The organism is uncultured Ferrovibrio sp., from assembly GCF_937960835.1.
Taxonomy (GTDB): Bacteria; Pseudomonadota; Alphaproteobacteria; order Ferrovibrionales; family Ferrovibrionaceae; genus Ferrovibrio.
The window spans coordinates 42,386-57,698 of record NZ_CALGPC010000010.1 but is presented as its reverse complement, the minus strand read 5'-3'; the positions used below and the strand labels follow the sequence as shown (position 1 = coordinate 57,698).

General features: G+C 60.3%; 16 protein-coding genes, 2 tRNA genes and 1 riboswitch. Of the genes, 10 read left to right on the top strand and 8 right to left on the bottom strand.

All coding sequences use genetic code 11. The features are described from left to right. Nucleotides 1-52 precede the first annotated feature (52 nt). From Q0603_RS10310 to Q0603_RS10300, 3 genes are all read right to left on the bottom strand, one after another. The gene (locus Q0603_RS10310) at nucleotides 53-994 is read right to left on the bottom strand and encodes an ABC transporter substrate-binding protein (RefSeq protein ID WP_298725287.1); all 942 of its coding nucleotides are present in this window, start codon (nucleotides 992-994) and stop codon (nucleotides 53-55) included. A 15-nt stretch (nucleotides 995-1,009) separates the two neighbouring features. Then, nucleotides 1,010-1,789: an ABC transporter permease gene (locus Q0603_RS10305; RefSeq protein ID WP_366132496.1), complete on the bottom strand. Its 780-nt coding sequence runs from the start codon at nucleotides 1,787-1,789 to the stop codon at nucleotides 1,010-1,012. Then, complete coding sequence (locus tag Q0603_RS10300; RefSeq protein WP_298725285.1) at nucleotides 1,786-2,544, bottom strand: ABC transporter ATP-binding protein; 759 nt, start codon at nucleotides 2,542-2,544, stop codon at nucleotides 1,786-1,788. Before Q0603_RS10300 ends, Q0603_RS10305 begins: the two co-directional genes overlap by 4 nt. Then, nucleotides 2,536-2,643, bottom strand: a riboswitch (TPP riboswitch). Its footprint overlaps the gene before it by 9 nt. Before the next feature lie 63 nt (nucleotides 2,644-2,706). On the opposite strand from Q0603_RS10300, the gene Q0603_RS10295 reads away from it, so the two are divergent. From Q0603_RS10295 to Q0603_RS10275, 5 genes are all read left to right on the top strand, one after another. Further along, complete coding sequence (locus Q0603_RS10295) at nucleotides 2,707-3,819, top strand: acetoin utilization protein AcuC (RefSeq protein WP_298725283.1); 1,113 nt, start codon at nucleotides 2,707-2,709, stop codon at nucleotides 3,817-3,819. Beyond that, nucleotides 3,816-4,298 carry a DUF192 domain-containing protein gene (locus Q0603_RS10290; protein WP_298725281.1) on the top strand — a complete coding sequence of 161 codons (483 nt, stop codon included), beginning with the start codon at nucleotides 3,816-3,818 and terminating at the stop codon, nucleotides 4,296-4,298. The genes Q0603_RS10295 and Q0603_RS10290 overlap by 4 nt, the downstream gene beginning before the upstream one ends. 85 nt (nucleotides 4,299-4,383) lie before the next feature. Beyond that, nucleotides 4,384-4,460 (top strand) — tRNA-Pro (locus Q0603_RS10285). Nucleotides 4,461-4,499: 39 nt separating this feature from the next. Then, the gene (locus tag Q0603_RS10280; RefSeq protein ID WP_298725279.1) at nucleotides 4,500-4,793 is read left to right on the top strand and encodes an ETC complex I subunit; all 294 of its coding nucleotides are present in this window, start codon (nucleotides 4,500-4,502) and stop codon (nucleotides 4,791-4,793) included. A gap of 69 nt (nucleotides 4,794-4,862) precedes the next feature. Beyond that, nucleotides 4,863-4,939: transfer RNA gene (locus Q0603_RS10275), tRNA-Arg, on the top strand. Between the two features lie 541 nt (nucleotides 4,940-5,480). On the opposite strand, the gene Q0603_RS10270 is transcribed toward Q0603_RS10275, so the two are convergent. Beyond that, entirely contained in the window at nucleotides 5,481-5,672 is a 192-nt protein-coding gene (locus tag Q0603_RS10270; RefSeq protein ID WP_298725277.1) for a hypothetical protein, read from the bottom strand. A gap of 102 nt (nucleotides 5,673-5,774) precedes the next feature. Further along, nucleotides 5,775-7,493 carry an ABC transporter ATP-binding protein gene (locus tag Q0603_RS10265; protein ID WP_298725550.1) on the bottom strand — a complete coding sequence of 573 codons (1,719 nt, stop codon included), beginning with the start codon at nucleotides 7,491-7,493 and terminating at the stop codon, nucleotides 5,775-5,777. A 405-nt stretch (nucleotides 7,494-7,898) separates the two neighbouring features. Here Q0603_RS10265 and Q0603_RS10260 point away from each other — a divergent pair, with 405 nt between their 5' ends. Beyond that, a complete protein-coding gene (locus Q0603_RS10260) occupies nucleotides 7,899-8,954 on the top strand; it encodes a glycosyltransferase family 4 protein (protein ID WP_298725275.1) in 1,056 nt (351 codons plus the stop codon). A gap of 46 nt (nucleotides 8,955-9,000) precedes the next feature. Continuing rightward, complete coding sequence (locus Q0603_RS10255) at nucleotides 9,001-9,753, top strand: SDR family oxidoreductase (protein WP_298725272.1); 753 nt, start codon at nucleotides 9,001-9,003, stop codon at nucleotides 9,751-9,753. Here Q0603_RS10255 and speB read toward each other — a convergent pair. Beyond that, nucleotides 9,750-10,811 carry an agmatinase gene (speB, locus tag Q0603_RS10250; protein ID WP_298725270.1) on the bottom strand — a complete coding sequence of 354 codons (1,062 nt, stop codon included), beginning with the start codon at nucleotides 10,809-10,811 and terminating at the stop codon, nucleotides 9,750-9,752. The two genes, Q0603_RS10255 and speB, sit on opposite strands and share 4 nt — an antisense overlap. A 140-nt stretch (nucleotides 10,812-10,951) precedes the next feature. On the opposite strand from speB, the gene Q0603_RS10245 reads away from it, so the two are divergent. After that, nucleotides 10,952-11,275 carry a hypothetical protein gene (locus Q0603_RS10245; protein WP_298725268.1) on the top strand — a complete coding sequence of 108 codons (324 nt, stop codon included), beginning with the start codon at nucleotides 10,952-10,954 and terminating at the stop codon, nucleotides 11,273-11,275. 77 nt (nucleotides 11,276-11,352) lie between these two features. Beyond that, nucleotides 11,353-12,606, top strand: a complete 1,254-nt coding sequence (locus tag Q0603_RS10240; protein WP_298725267.1) for a pentapeptide repeat-containing protein — start codon at nucleotides 11,353-11,355, stop codon at nucleotides 12,604-12,606. A 9-nt stretch (nucleotides 12,607-12,615) separates the two neighbouring features. On the opposite strand, the gene Q0603_RS10235 is transcribed toward Q0603_RS10240, so the two are convergent. Continuing rightward, the gene (locus tag Q0603_RS10235; RefSeq protein WP_298725265.1) at nucleotides 12,616-13,806 is read right to left on the bottom strand and encodes a hypothetical protein; all 1,191 of its coding nucleotides are present in this window, start codon (nucleotides 13,804-13,806) and stop codon (nucleotides 12,616-12,618) included. 102 nt (nucleotides 13,807-13,908) lie between these two features. After that, entirely contained in the window at nucleotides 13,909-14,334 is a 426-nt protein-coding gene (locus Q0603_RS10230) for a hypothetical protein (RefSeq protein ID WP_298725263.1), read from the bottom strand. Nucleotides 14,335-14,747: 413 nt separating this feature from the next. Here Q0603_RS10230 and Q0603_RS10225 point away from each other — a divergent pair, with 413 nt between their 5' ends. Then, on the top strand, nucleotides 14,748-15,311 hold the full coding sequence (locus Q0603_RS10225; RefSeq protein WP_298725261.1) for a TRAP transporter small permease subunit: 564 nt from the start codon (nucleotides 14,748-14,750) through the stop codon (nucleotides 15,309-15,311). Nucleotides 15,312-15,313 lie beyond the last annotated feature (2 nt).

Genomic DNA, 15,313 nt, shown 5'->3' with positions numbered 1-15,313 from the left:
ATATGCGCCGGCGTTTTTTTTGTCTGGTCTCGTTGTCTGATCTAAGGAGCGATCAGCGCAGCTCGACGGCGTAATTCTCCGTTGGCAGAGCTTTCGGGATCAGCCCTTGCTTGGCGAGATAATCCGCAAAGCGACTGTAGCGCCGGCTATCGAGCGCGCGTGGTGATTGGGCGAAACGAGGCAGGGTGTCTTTCCAGGCCCGCCTGTTGAGCTCATCGTCCAATGACGCGTTGCCCTTGATGAAATGCTTCCAGCTCGCCTCTGGCTGATTGTGCAGATAAGCCACAGCCTCTTCCAACGCATCAAGCAGGCGCACGAGGCGCTGGTCTTTCAGGTTGTCTTGATGCGCGACGATGATGAGTTCGTCATAGAGCGGCACGCCGTATTCCTCAGGGTAGAACGCCCGGCCGGGCTTGCCCGCAATGTCCATCTGGTTCAGTTCGAAATTGCGAAACGCGCCAATCGTGCCATCGACCTTACCGGCAAAAATGGAGGGCGACAGCGCGAAATTCACATTCACCAGTTTGACGTCCGAGAGCTGCAGGCCATATTGCTCCAGCATCGTCTTGAGCAGTGCGTCCTCGAAGCCGCCAACCGAATAGCCGATCGTCTTGCCCTTCAGGTCGCCGATCGTTTTAACCGGACCGTCGCGCAGCACCACAAGGCTGTTCAGCGGCGTCGCCACAAGGGTTCCGATCCGGCGCAACGGCAAGCCTTGCGCGATCTGAACATGAAGCTGCGGCTGATAGGAGATCGCCGCATCAGCCTTGCCGGCCGCCACCAGTTTCGGCGGATCGTTCGGATCGGCCGGTGGCACGAGATCGACCAGCAATTCGTGGCGATCGAAGATGCCAGCATTCTTGGCCACCACCAGCGGCGCATGATCCGGATTGACAAACCAGTCCAGCATGATCGTCAGCTTGTCATGGGCCTGCGCTGCGGAGGCCGCACCAATCATTGCAGCGATGACGAGGGCGTTGATCAGTTTCGACATTGCGTCTCTCATCCTCTAATTGGACAGGGCTTGGGTATCCGCCTGCCATGGCAGCAGGCGCCGCGATAAAGCATCGACAGCGGCATACAAACTCACGGCGCAGATCGCCAAGACGATCAGTGCGGCGAACATCAGATCGATCTGCACGCGTGCATTCGCCTGCAGCATCAGGAAGCCAAGACCGGCACTTGCGCCGACCCATTCGCCGATGACGGCGCCGATGGGGGCAACCGCCGCCGCCACTTTCAGGCCGCTGGCAAAGGCAGGCAACGCGGCCATCAGGCGGATGCGCAGCAAGATGCGATAGCGGTGTCGATTGTCACCGCCGGTCATGACATGAGCGAGGTCAAGCCAGCCCGGCTCGGTGCGGCGCAGGCCGTCGTAGAGGGTGGCGGTCACGGGAAAGAAGATGATGATCATCGCCATGATCACCTTGGACGGCAGCCCATAGCCGAACCACAGCACCAATAAGGGCGCCAGCGCAAAGACCGGGATGGCCTGACTGGCAATGATGATGGGCAGCAGCCACCGTCGCGCTCCCGGCGAAAGCAGAAGTCCAAGGGCGGCTGCCGCGCCCAGCCAGGCGCCGAAAATCAGCCCGAGCAGCATTTCCGCCACGGTGACTGCCGCTTCCGACAAAAGAAGATCGAAGCGAGAGACAATGGTCATTGTGACCCGATGGGGCGGCGGAAGGATATAGGCGGGAAGATCGAGGAGGCGCACAACGAGATCCCAGGCGAGGAGCAGCCCCGCCAGGGTGATCAGCGACCGAATGAACCGGGATCGAGCCATCATCTGGGGTGAGCCTCCCGGAGGGCATTCTGCAACGCGCGCAGATGCGGCAGCACCGGTGTGGAAAGCGGATCACGTGGTTTAGGCAGAGCGAGCGTGGCGACCAGATTTAGGGATGCTGGTCGGCCGGACAGCACATATATGCGGTCAGCCATATGACAGGCTTCGGCGGGATCATGGGTAACCAGCAGCACTGCACGATCTGCCAGCATGGTGCTGGCAAGATCCTGCATATCCTCCCGCGTCACCGGGTCTAGGGCTGAAAAGGGCTCGTCCATGAGGATCAGCGGATGATCCTCCATCAGGGTCCGGGCGAGAGCAGCCCGCTGCCGCATGCCGCCGGAGAGTGCGGCCGGCCGGCTGTCCTGCCATGCACCGAGCCCCAGGCGCTCCAGCAGTGCTTCTGCCCGCGTGCGATCCGCCGCCTCGCCACGCAGACGCGCGCCGAGCAGTACGTTCTCCCGAATGGACAGCCAGGGGAGCAGCAGATCCTGCTGGGCCATCCACGCAATCTGACCTGCCAGACTTGGTAGCTGGCCCGGCGGCTGGGATGCAGAGGGCAGCAGACCGGCCAGCAGCTTCAGAAGCGTGCTTTTCCCGCTGCCGCTGGGGCCGAGGATGGCGACGATCTCGCCCACCGCCACGTCGATGCTGAACGGCGCCAGTACCTGACCGCGGCCATAGGAAAAGCCATCGCCGCGGAGCTGAAAGCTGCGAAACGAGGAGGGCGATTGGATGGAAGCCAGATCGAGATGCACGCCGCTGATCCCTACGCCGGTATCAACCGGATCAGGTTCGAGGGGTCGTCCGGCCAATCCGGACCTCTCAGCCGCCCATCGGCTCCCCCTCAGAGGCAGGCCGCTATTATAGAGGTTGAGCGGTACTTGTTAAGCCCCAGGGATTGTCTAGATTTTTGCGCTATGGGTGCGCCGCTTTTCATCGGTAATGCGATCTATCGCCATTCTTCGCTGGGCGGCAAACATCCGCTGTCGATCCCGCGCGTCTCGACGGTCATGGACTTAGTGCAGGCGTTGGGCTGGCTGAATCCAGATCGTTATCGTGAAAGCCGCCCGGCCACGCCTGAGCAGTTGCAGCGTTTTCATCGCGAAGACTATATCGCCGCCGTGCAGACTGCCGAGCGTGACCTGACGATCAGTGCGGAACTGTCCGAACGCTACAATCTGGGGCGTGGCGGCAATCCGATCTACGGGACCATGTTTCGCCGGCCCGCAACGGGTGTCGGCGGCAGCCTGATGGCTGTCGGGCATCTGCTGGAGGCTGGCGGCATCGTCTATAACCCGGGCGGCGGCACGCATCATGGACAGCCAGCGCGGGCTTCGGGGTTCTGCTATTTCAACGACCCGGTCCTGGCCATTTTGCGCATGCTCGATGCCGGACTGAGCCGGGTCGCTTACATCGATCTCGATGTGCATCATGGCGACGGCGTGGCCGATGCCTTCCAGAACGATCCGCGTGTGCTAGTCGTCTCGATCCACGAGGACGGCCGCTGGCCCCATTCGGGGCGGCTGGACGAAGAGGGAGCGGGCAATCTGTTTAACCTCCCGGTCCCCCCCGGCATGATCGATGACGAAATGGCGGCGCTGATGGAGGAGGCCGTTGGACCGCTGGCGGAAAGCTTCCGGCCTGACGCCATGGTCATTCAATGCGGCGCCGATGCTTTGGCCGACGATCCTCTTGGCAGGCAGCAGCTTTCCAATGGCGCGCTGTGGAGCGCCGTGGGAATGCTGAAAGGCCTGGCGCCACGCCTGTTGGTGCTGGGAGGCGGCGGGTATAATCCCTGGTCGGTGGCGCGATGCTGGACCGGCGTTTGGGCGCACCTGAACGGGCTGGAGATACCGGATCGTCTGCCGTCGTCGGCGGAAAGCCTGCTGCGGGCTCTGAGCTGGAACCGCAGCGCCGGCCGTAATCCGCCGGATCATTGGTTTCTAAGTCTGGCGGACCGGCCTCATCACGGTCCGGTGCGGGAAGAGGTTCGAGCGCTGGTACGGCGAGCCAAAGAGAGGATGAAGTGATATTGCGTCGCGTTTTCCTGATCCTGCTGACTGCTTTCAGCATCGCTGCTCCCGTCATCGCCCAGCCGCAGCCGACGCTGCCACAGAGCGATCTGGTGATCCTTACCGAGAAGGGGCCGCAGCGCTTCCGGGTGGAACTGGCCGACACCGACCAGTCGCGAGCCCGGGGCATGATGTTTCGCACCAGCATGGCGCCCGATGCCGGCATGCTGTTCGATTTCAAGGAAGAGCAGATGGCATCCTTCTGGATGCGGAACACTCTGATCCCGCTCGACATGCTGTTCATCAAGGCCGATGGCACGATCCTGAACATCCATCAGCGCGCCATTCCCCGGGACGAAACCGGCATAAACTCCGCCGGTCCGGTCCGCGCGGTCCTGGAGGTCAATGGAGGCACCGTCGCCCGGCTGGGGATCAAGCCGGGGGACCGGGTGCAGCATGCCATTTTTGGCAGTCCTGTCGGCGCATCAAAGCGTTAATACGCCTTCAGGCCGGGCTGCGAGGCTGGCCGGGGCCCAAACCTTTGTGCTAAAAGGCGCTCGCTTTTTCCGCCATTTAGCCGGGCGGGGTGTAGCTCAGTCTGGTAGAGCGCTTGCTTTGGGAGCAAGAAGTCGCTGGTTCGAATCCAGTCACCCCGACCATAATGGCGGCCGAGACCAAGTTCAGAGGATGGGTAGCGTATGAAGGCGCGAATCTATCAACCGGCTAAGACGGCCATGCAGTCGGGCAGGGCGCAGACCCGCTACTGGCGGCTGGAATACGATACGGCGGACGCCCGTTTCGTCGAGCCGCTGATGGGCTGGACCGGCGCGCGGGATACGCGCGGGCAGCTCAATCTCCGCTTCGACACCAAGGAAGCGGCGATCGCTTACGCTGAGAAGTACAACATCCCCTACGAAGTGGAAGAGCCGCAGCCGCGGAAGCCGGTCCGCAAGGCTTACGCGGACAATTTCGCGTATACCAGAATTCGCTGATCGAATTCCGGCGGGGCGCCCTACAGGCCGGCCTCGCCGGTTCGTCGAGTCCCAGTTTGGGAACCCAGGGCGCCCTTAGCTCAGCTGGATAGAGCAATTGCCTTCTAAGCAATAGGTCGGTGGTTCGAATCCACCAGGGCGCGCCATTTTTCCTTGCCCACGCCCGTCAGGCTTTCCAGAATCCTGTCGGCCATCGCGTTGAGGCCTCGGCTGCCTGTAAGAAGGAGCGTGGCCGGTGCTCTTCAGGCGGTGGCATTTTCCCTCCCATAGATTCTTGAAGGCGATGACGTAGTCGAGCCTGATCAATCGATCGGCGCTGCTATTGATCACGCGATGGGAACCGTACCGCTTTCGACCACCGCGCGCTGATCGACGCCGGCGCCGGCGCGGCCTGCCGCAATAGCTGCTCACGGAAGCGGCTATCCGATCGCCGGGTCGCGTCCCAAAGGAGAAAGGCTCAACAGGGTCGCCAAACATCTTACGGGCGAAAGCTTCGATGTCGTCATCGGTGAGATCCTTCTTGCCGGGCTGGCCGCTTGCCAATGCTGCAGTGAAGGCATTGGCGATGTTTCCGTGATGGACGGGCGGGGTACTGGTGAGGATCAGACCTTCGATCCCGTCGAAGCGCAGCAGGGATAGCTGCGAACAGGATCCAGCGCATCGCCCGACAAGCCGTGGCCGGGAGGATCAAGCGCGATCAGGCAGTGTTTCTGCGCCAGGCTGTATGCGAACTGGCGCGCAAAGACCTCCCGCGAAAAAAGAGTTGCCATGAATGAGCAGCAGGGGCATGCCGCTTCCGCCGCTACATTTCACATGGATGGAATCATGCGAGGCGGCGATGGCGCGCGCGAACTCCGGTGCGCCAAGATCGATCTTCATCAACAGCCTTCCATTATTGCGCATTGGTCCGCCGGTATCTCCATCAAACAGGTGACACCGTCAAAGACCTTTGCGCCGATGATGTCAGGTGTAACGCGGTCGTTAGGCTGTGGCGGCGAGATGAGACGATCCGGTCTGCCGCAGCAGCAAGTCCCGGTAGAGGCCTGGCCGTGCGCTGAGTTCCTTCGGGCTGCCTTGATCGACGACCCTGCCATGATCCATCACGACGATACGATCGAAACTCTGAAGGGTAGAGAGGCGATGGGCTATGGCGATCACGCTGCGGCCGCGCATCAGCCGGTTCAGGGCCTTCTGGATCGCGGCCTCAGATTCGCTGTCGAGCGCAGAGGTCGCTTCGTCCAGCACCAGGATGGGGGCATCCTTCAGGAACGCACGCGCCAGCGCCAGACGCTGACGCTGGCCACCGGACAGTTTCAAGCCGCGCTCGCCCACGATGGTGTCGAAGCCTTGCGGCAGGGCGTCGATGAAGCCGCGGCAGGATGCCGCCTCCGCGGCTGCCAGCACCTCGTCATCGGTGGCGTCAGGGCGGCCATAGCGGATGTTTTCAAGGATGCTGCGATGGAAGAGGGAGATGTCCTGCGGCACCACGGCAATGGCCTGACGCAGGCTTTCCTGCTTCAGGTCCGTGATGTCGAGGCCGTTGATCCTGATCCGGCCCTGCTGAACGTCATAGAAGCGCTGGAGCAAGGTCAGGACTGTGGATTTCCCCGCGCCCGACGGGCCGACGAGTCCGACCCTTTCGCCCGCGCGGATATGCAGATCGAAATTCTGCAAGATGGGCTTCCGCTGCGGATAGGAGAATTGCACGTCCTCAAAGTCGATGCGTGCACCCCGGCCATGGCCGATGACAAAGGGACGGGCATGCGGCGCATCGGGCAGCGCGTGGGGGATGAGCAGCGTGGAGACGGCTTCCGAGAGGCGGGCAACATGTTGGGTCAGATCGACCAGCGCAACCGCGAGATCGCGTGTGCCATGCAGGATGGCGAAGCCCAAGGAGCTGACCAGCACGATATCACCGGGCGATGCCTTGCCCTGGCTCCATAGCAGCAGCGCCCAAGCCAGGAGGCCGGCAGTCAAGGTGGCGGTGACAACGCCGTGGACTAGGCGGATGATTTCCAGATAGCGGAGGCTGCGCTGACGCGCCCGCATCTCGACTTCGATTTTATCCGAAAGGCGCTCTTGCTCCATCACGGTTGCGCCGAACAAACGAACGGCGTTCATGTTGCTAAGGACGTCGACGAGTTCGCCTTCTACTTTTGCTGCATTGGCAGCGTATTCGTGGTGCAGTGGCGCGCCACGCTTGGCTAGGACATAAATTATTGCAATCAGCAAGGCGGCAATGACCACTAACGTGCCAGCCATCGTTGGATTGACCATGCTCAGGACAATAATGGCACCAATCACTGCGATAGTGGGCGGCAGCACGTTCCAGGCGAAGGTGTTCTCGGTCGTGAACAACGCATTCGCCGTGGCCGAGATGCGTCCCGCCAGCATCCCCGGCAAACGATCCGCGAAGTAGCCCGGTGAGTGATGGGTGACGTGCTGGAATAGATCCCGCCGCACATCGCCCGAGACGCGGACAAAAACACGGCTGGCAAACCAGCCACCCACTCGCCACAAGAGATTATCCGCAAAGATCAAGCCAACCAAAATAAGGAATGCTGTCATCACGAGGGTGGTTTCGCCCTTTGCGACGATGTCGACCAAATTCTTGATCGCATATTGAGAGCCTAGCGCGCATATAACTGCCGCTACGACGCTGAGCAGGATTACGGCATGCGAAACGGGGCGACGCAGCATATATCCCGCCATGAAGGCGAGTGGTCGTGTACGATATTTCGGTAGTGTGTGGGGAATTGTGCGGGCCTGACAAGTTTTCGCCACAGTATTATACGCCTCCAATTCGTTTGGTCTCTGCGTCCCTAGGCGGGAGATAGTAAGAGGCCCTGCGGCGGAAAAATGGTGAAACGATGAGATCAGGTGAATCTCACAAACAAGTTTCACATCTCACAAATAAACCACGGAAAAATACACCTATCGAAATACATAACATTTTCACGCGTGTTTTCTTTATTCGATGAAATGTCGTTCAGTTAGTCAGACGTCCCGCCACCCGGTTCCAATTTGACAATCCACTTTATCTAAGCAAGCAGCGGGCTTTCGCCGGGCAATGCCTGGCAGGCAGGCGAACCAGAGGAGACTTTTATGCGAATTGCACAGGTTGCGCCGCTCTTCGAGGCCGTTCCTCCCAAACTCTATGGCGGAACGGAGCGGGTGGTTTCCTTCCTGACAGAGGAACTGGTACGTCTGGGAAATAACGTGACCCTATTTGCGAGCGGCGACTCTGAAACGAGCGCACAGCTTGTGCCATTCTGGCCGCGAGCGATGCGTTTGGATGCCACGGTATGCGACTGGGTGGCGCCGCATATGTACATGTTGGAGATGGTGGCGCGCCGTGCCCACGACTTTGACGTCATACATTGCCATTTTGACTATTTCCCGTTTTCGCTGTTCAGCCGCTGCACCACACCGTTCGTGACCACCCTGCATGGCCGTCTGGATCTTCCGGAACTGCATCCGATCTATGAGATCTTCCAGGACGTGCCGATCATCTCGATCTCCGACAACCAGCGGAAGCCGATGCCGAAAGCAGGGTGGATGACGACCATCCACCACGGTCTGCCGGCAGAGCTGCTGACGCCAAGGCCCGTCGAGCGCCGCTATCTGGCCTTCCTCGGCCGGATATGTCCGGAGAAACGTGTCGACCTTGCCATCAAGATTGCCGGGCGTGCCGGACTGCCGCTGAAGATCGCCGCGAAGGTGGACAAGGCGGACCAGGAATACTTCAACGCTGAGATCAAGCCGCTGCTGGCGCAAAGTCCGCATGTGGAGCTGATTGGCGAGATCAGTGACGCGCAGAAATCGGATTTCCTGAGCGGTGCCCTAGGACTGCTGTTTCCCATCGACTGGCCGGAGCCTTTTGGTCTGGCGATGATCGAAGCAATGGCCTGCGGCACGCCAGTGATCGCCTTCAACCGCGGCTCGGTACCCGAAGTGGTCGATGACGGCATCACCGGCTATATCGTCGAGAATGAGGATCAGGCGGTCGCTGTCCTCGGCCAGATCGACAGATTGTCAAACGCGCAGATCCGCGCAGTCTTCGAGCAGCGCTTCACAGCCCGCCGGATGGCCGAGGATTATCTGCATGTCTACCGCAGCTTGGCGCCGGCGGCTCGTCCGTTGCTCCGCTCCGTAACCTGAGCAATAATCATCCTCGTTCCAAGCAATGAATGAGGGAGGAACCGGCATGTCAGTCAAGGTCGCGCTGGTCACGGGTGCTGGCACGGGTATTGGTAAGGCCTCGGCCGTGGCGCTGGCCAAGGCGGGGTATAACGTCGTGCTGGCGGGCCGGCGGATCGAGCATCTGGAAGCGGCCGCCCGCGAAGTGGAAGCGCATGGCGTCAAAGCCTTGGCTGTTTCGACCGATGTGGGCGACCCGGCATCGGTGAAAGCCCTGTTCAACAAGACCAAGCAGGCGTTCGGGCGACTGGATGTTCTGTTCAACAATGCCGGCATGGGCACCCCGGCCATGCCTTTTGAAGACATTTCCTACGAACAGTGGAAAGCAGTCGTCGATGTGAACCTGACCGGCATGTTCCTGTGCAGTCAGGAAGCCTTCCGCATCATGAAGGACCAGACGCCGCGGGGTGGACGGATTATCAATAACGGCTCGATCTCGGCATACGCGCCGCGGCCGTTCTCGGCTCCTTACACGGCGACCAAACATGCCGTGACCGGCTTGACCAAGGCATGCTCGCTGGATGGCCGGGCCTATGACATCGCCGTGGGGCAGATCGATATCGGCAATGCTGCCACCGAGATGACCGAGCGCATGACCAAGGGCGTGCCCCAGGCCGATGGCTCGGTCAAAGTCGAGCCGCGCATGGACGTGCAGCATGTTGCCAATGCCGTTGTGCACATGGCCAGCCTGCCGCTGGACACCAATGTGCTGTTCATGACGGTGATGGCGACCAAGATGCCGTTCGTCGGCCGCGGCTAAGGTCGGCGTCGTTCTCGTTTATCCAATGCCGCCCGAGCCAGGCATAAGATCGTAAACAGCATCTGCGCGCCGGCATGGGCGGTGTTGGTCGTCCCGTCATACTGCGGGGCGACTTCGACCACGTCGCCGCCGATCACATCAAGGCCGATCAGGCCGCGCAGGATGGCCAAGGCCTCTGCCGTCGAAAGGCCGCCAATTTCCGGCGTGCCGGTTCCCGGGGCGAAGGCGGGGTCCAGGCCGTCCACATCGAAGGACACATAGACTGGACCGCTGCCGACTACCTGGCGCGCCCGTTCGATTATCGCCGGGATACCGAGCGTGGCGACTTCTTCGGCATGGATCACGGTCATACCGGACTCGTAAGAGAACTCCCATAGATATTCTGCGCCGCCGCGGATGCCGATCTGTATCGTCCGTTCCGGGTCCAGCACGCCGTCCAGCACCGCCATGCGGAAGGGGCCACCATGGTGGAACTTCGAACCCTCATAGGGGCCCGAGGTGTCGCAATGAGCGTCGATATGCACCAGGCCGACTGGCTGCTTGCGGCCCAGGGCCTTGAGGATGGGGTAGGTGATCGAGTGATCGCCGCCCACCGATAAGGGAATAACGCCCGCATCGGCGATCCGATGGTAGAATGCTTCGATATCCTGATGGCAGCTTTCTAGGCTGAAGCGGCTGCGGAACGGGACGTCGCCGATATCGGCGATGTTGCAACCAATCATCGGCGCCATCTTGAGGGCATGCTCATAGGGACCGATGCGCTCGATGGCCCGGACGGCGCGCGGGCCAAGACGAGCGCCGGTCCTGTTCGTAACCCCCAGATCCATCGGCACCCCGATCAGGGCGATATCCAGACCGCCGAAATCCGCCTGCTCCGGGGCATCGGGACGGTAGCGTGCGCCGAGGAAAGTTGCCACATCGGCAAACGGCCACTTCCGCCTGTCACCATCCCGGAACTGCTGCTCGGCCACGGCGCGGAAGGCGGGATCGTAGATGTCACCGCCCTTGGCCTCGCCATACCGGTCCCGCAGGGCTTTCAGCTTATCAGGGTCCATCATGGTTATACCATATCACCCCAGTACGGGGCCGTCCGTCTACGCCATTTGAACGGCTTGGCGGCGGAATTTCATACGTCTATGAAGGTTATGGTGGAGTTCGCATCGCCAAGGACGGCGTTTCAGTATTGTCGGAGGCAGGAGTGACCGAAGCGATTACCCAGATGCGGGAGCAAATTCGCAAGCATCAGGAAGAAAAAGCGCGGCTGGAGGGGGAAATTGCTGCTCTGACCAAAAAAAGGCCTCTTCTCGATAAGGCTATCCTGGATATCCAAGCCAAACTGCGTGAAGCGAAGGGACCATCCCCTCAGCTTCAGATCGAGTTGCGCAACGCCAAGGAAGCAGCGCAGGGCGCCGCTATGGGGCTGCAAAGCTTGCGGGTGAAGGTGGCGGAGCTCAGTGGGAAGATTGCAGAGTTGGAGAAAAACATTAAGATTGTTGAAGATTTCATGAGGCCAAAGCAGTAAATATGCGTCCGCGCCGAAGGAATCGGCGCGTTGACGATGCAAAAATCAAAGAGGGGGCACGGGGCAGAATGAACCCCATGGAAGTAGAGCGAATGCTGGGGCGCCACCGCGAGTGGCTGCTCAAACGCCCCCGCGGAGCCCGCCTCAATCTCTCCCTGGCCGATCTTCAGGGGTATGATTTCAGTGGTGCCGATCTGCGTGCAGCCAAATTGTCTGGCGCCAATCTGGCGCGGGCTGTCCTGGTTGAGACCAATCTTTCCGAAGCCGATCTGTTCGCGGCCAATCTGGAGCGCGCCGACCTATCAAAAGCCGACCTGTCGCGGGCCGATCTGCGTGGTGCATCCATGCGGGGAGCTACCCTGGCGGGCGCACGCCTGATGGGGGTCGACTTCCGCGGCGGCGCCTTGATGCAGGCCTCCGATGAGGGGGTGGGTTTTGGCGCCGAAAATAATGGCAAGCGGCCCAAGGCCAATACTTCGGGCGCCGATCTTACGGAAGCCAACCTGCGCGGTTCGAACCTGACAGGTTCGAATATGAACGGCGTCAATCTGGCCGGCGCCAACCTGTCGCGCGCAAATCTCACCAAGGTCTCCCTGCGCAAAGCCAATCTGGCTGGCGCGGACTTCAAGGGCGCGTGTCTGCGGGGCGTGGACATGTCCATGGCCCTGATCGACGGTGCGGACTTCCAGGGGGCCGACCTCAAGGGCGCGATCCTTGAAGATGTCGACATGGATTCGGCCAACTTCACTGGCGCCGAGCTTGTTGTCGATGTTTCAAGCTTCGGCGATACCGTGGCGACGATCCTGCAGAACCATGAGCGGTGGATCCGGTCGGACGGCAAGGAGGGCGCGCGCGCCGATCTGGCCGGCCTGAACATGGAGCGCATCGACCTGTCTGGGAAGGATCTCAGTGGCGCCAATCTCAAAGGCGCGAAACTCGCGGGCGCCAAGCTGCAGAATGCCACGCTGGTGATGACCGATCTGTCCGAGGCGGATCTGACCGGCGCTAATCTGGTCGGGGCTCTGGCCAATGGTGTGAATCTGTCGCGCTCGATTTTGCATAAGGCGATCCTGCAGCGCGCGCAGCTCGGTCAGGTGCCGCTGCGTGGCCCTGATGGCAAACCGATCGGGCGTTTCTGGTCGGCTAGCCTTGCGGCAGCCGATGCGAGCGAAGCCGATTTCTCGGATGCCTTGATGAAGGGCGCCAATCTGATCGATGCCAAGCTGAACAATGCCCGCTTGGTCAATGCCAATCTGATCGACGCGAAGATGGTCAATACCGAATTGACCGGCGCCGATCTGACAGGGGCAGTGATGCCGCAAACCGACTAGATCGCAGCATCAATTCTCCATATTACGAACCCGCTCCATCCGCATGCGGCCCGCATGGTCGATGGCCGCTTTGTAGGATTCCGGCGCCAGCGACAGCAGCTTGTGATTGAGGTTGCGCGTCAGCTGCCATTCCTTCTTGGGATCGTGCTTGCTGAGCAAGGTCTTTGACGACAGGTTCGTCAGAATACGCTCCCAAAGAGTGCCCTCGCAGAGCGGCAACCGCTTTTCGCCCAGCAGCCGGTTGAGCTTTTCCAGTGTCGGATCGGGTTTCGCCGGCATAGCGAGCTTGCCAGCCGACAGATCCGCCAAAGCGACGAGGGCGTCGGACAGGCTGGAACGTGGCCCAAGCAACTCCTGGATCAGTGTCGTGGAATCAAGGCAGGACGCGGCGACTTCATCGAGCAGACCGGCGACGTTCGAGTTGCTACGCTCGATCATGTCGGTGAGGACCATGTCGAGGCGGGCAGCATAGCTGTTCGCTGTCTGCGTGACCTTGGTCATCTGGAAGAAGAACAGGAAACGCCGGTTGTCGTCGCTGAGATCGCGAGCGGCGAGGCGATCGTATAACTTGGCGAAATCGTTGTTCTCGAATGCCGGCAAGCCCTTCTCAGCCATAGCGTCGCGCGTGTGCTGGATCAGCTTGTCAAACAGGGCTTCCAGCTTCTTGCTGCGCTCGCCCTGGCCAGGCAGGCCCTGCTGGGTCTGCGCTCCGGCCAGTGCATAGATGCCGGCGCGCAGGAAGTTATTCATGTCGTTTAACTTGCGCTGATGCTGCAGGGAATGCAGCAGTTCGATGGAAGTGGCGTTCTGCTTATCGAGGAATTCTCGAAACACCACACTGAACCCTCTCGCCGCAGGACGGCGGGCGAGATCGTAGAACGTGTCGCAAACCGGAAAAACGCCTTTGAACGGCCGGACCGTCATCGCTTTCGGCCGGGCTGTTGCGGTCTTGTTGAAGATTTCGGACTGGGTGGTGAAACCATCCGAACGGGACCGCGTGCGTACAACCTTTACGGCAGAGAAATCGCCCATGTTGAGCAGGGCATTGGCCTGCGCGATAGCTGACTTTTCCAGCTGCTCGTTGCCGAGCTGCGTCAGCCCGGCTTGCCCCTCAAGCCTTTTATCCAGCCGCCAGCGGCCATCGACCTGGACATAGATTTCGTAGGCATAGGCTCGCGAACCGAAAATCGCACCAAACATAAAATAATCCCTCACCCCAGAAGTTTTGAAACCGCAGCGAACACCCCCACCGTGCTCGCCACGACAGCGCATTTGACAGCGCATTTGACAGCGCTGTTTGTGCTACTCTTGGCCCTGCCTCTGCTTGTCGGCCAGCGCACGTTGCTCGATGGCCTGCAGCTGTTTAGCAAAACGTTCGAAGGCTTGCGACACAGACAGCACGAATTGCCGCTGCTGTGGCTCAGGCATTTCCAGCGCGGCCTCGGCAAACCGGCGTGCCTGATGTCGGGCTAGGCCCGCGGCATCGCGGAAAGCGTCGGCGCGGACCTGTTCAAATGTGGAGAGGATACAATGCCGGGTGATGCTCTCTTCCATGGTTTTGAAAGAGGCTTCCTTGACCATGCCGTCCTTCAGCAGGTCGAAAACCAGCAGCGTCTCTTCGGAAATCTTGTTGATGATGCCATCAACACGTTCGCGGTCGCGCGGCGTTGGCGCCAGATCGGGTTCTGGTGCCCGCTTTGGTGCACGTTTTACGACGCTACGCCACATAGTCGCGACGATCCTTTCTGGCGCCCGGCGGTTGTCGCCTCGTCATTCTGCGACACAACCGCGGGATGTGCCAAGATTTTCCTCCGGAATGGTTGAGCAACACTTAACCAACGGTGGAAACGCTTTTTTACAGCCGGAATTAGTTGTTCTCAACCACCCCTTGATAGCCGTCAACATAGCCCTGGGACGACGGGATCAAATCTAACTTTTCAATAATTTCGTTCAGAATCAATAAAATACTCCCGTTTCAGCAGCGGTCCTGCTATAAACTTTGCGCCTTAACAGGGGGCAGAGTCGGGGTCGCTCCACACCGTGGGTTGACCGGACGGCGTGGTGGGGGTAACTCGCTGCGCCGAAGAGCATTTGGGCATCCGCAGATCATAGCGAATGCCGCTTTGGGGCAGGGAGGTTCCGTGAAGATATTGCTGGCTGTCAGTCGCCTGATCGACGCGCTCAATGATCGTGTCGGCCGGGTGATCTACTGGCTGGTGCTCGTTGCCGTTCTCGTCAGCGCGGCCAACGCGACCGTCCGTTATACCTTCAACACAAGCTCGAATGCCTGGCTGGAGGTCCAGTGGTACCTCTTCTCAGCCGTCTTCCTGCTCTGTTCGGGCTATACCCTCTTACGTAACGAGCATATCCGCATCGACGTGGTGGTAAGCCGCTTTTCCGAGCGCACGCTGACCTGGATCGACATCATCGGAACGGTCTTCTTCTTGCTGCCGATGGCGCTCATCATCATGTGGCTGTCGTGGCCGGTCTTCATGGACTCGTTCATTCACAATGAACTGTCGAGCGACGCTGGCGGGTTGCTCCGCTGGCCGGTCAAGCTGCTCATCCCCGTCGGATTTTTCCTGCTGTCCCTGCAGGGCATATCCGAGCTCATCAAACGCATCGCTTTCCTCATGGGCCTGATTCCCAATCCGGCGCCCAAGAAGCAGGATGCCCATAGTCCAGCTGAGAGCGCGGCGGAGTAAAC

Coding starts and splice junctions, on each gene's coding strand:
- Q0603_RS10310 (WP_298725287.1), bottom strand. CDS start 994: ATGTCGAAACTGATCAACGCCCTCGTCATCGCTGCAATGATTGGTGCG.
- Q0603_RS10305 (WP_366132496.1), bottom strand. CDS start 1,789: ATGATGGCTCGATCCCGGTTCATTCGGTCGCTGATCACCCTGGCGGGG.
- Q0603_RS10295 (WP_298725283.1), top strand. CDS start 2,707: ATGGGTGCGCCGCTTTTCATCGGTAATGCGATCTATCGCCATTCTTCG.
- Q0603_RS10280 (WP_298725279.1), top strand. CDS start 4,500: ATGAAGGCGCGAATCTATCAACCGGCTAAGACGGCCATGCAGTCGGGC.
- Q0603_RS10270 (WP_298725277.1), bottom strand. CDS start 5,672: ATGAAGATCGATCTTGGCGCACCGGAGTTCGCGCGCGCCATCGCCGCC.
- Q0603_RS10265 (WP_298725550.1), bottom strand. CDS start 7,493: ATGCTGCGTCGCCCCGTTTCGCATGCCGTAATCCTGCTCAGCGTCGTA.
- Q0603_RS10260 (WP_298725275.1), top strand. CDS start 7,899: ATGCGAATTGCACAGGTTGCGCCGCTCTTCGAGGCCGTTCCTCCCAAA.
- Q0603_RS10255 (WP_298725272.1), top strand. CDS start 9,001: ATGTCAGTCAAGGTCGCGCTGGTCACGGGTGCTGGCACGGGTATTGGT.
- speB (WP_298725270.1), bottom strand. CDS start 10,811: ATGATGGACCCTGATAAGCTGAAAGCCCTGCGGGACCGGTATGGCGAG.
- Q0603_RS10240 (WP_298725267.1), top strand. CDS start 11,353: ATGGAAGTAGAGCGAATGCTGGGGCGCCACCGCGAGTGGCTGCTCAAA.
- Q0603_RS10235 (WP_298725265.1), bottom strand. CDS start 13,806: ATGTTTGGTGCGATTTTCGGTTCGCGAGCCTATGCCTACGAAATCTAT.
- Q0603_RS10230 (WP_298725263.1), bottom strand. CDS start 14,334: ATGTGGCGTAGCGTCGTAAAACGTGCACCAAAGCGGGCACCAGAACCC.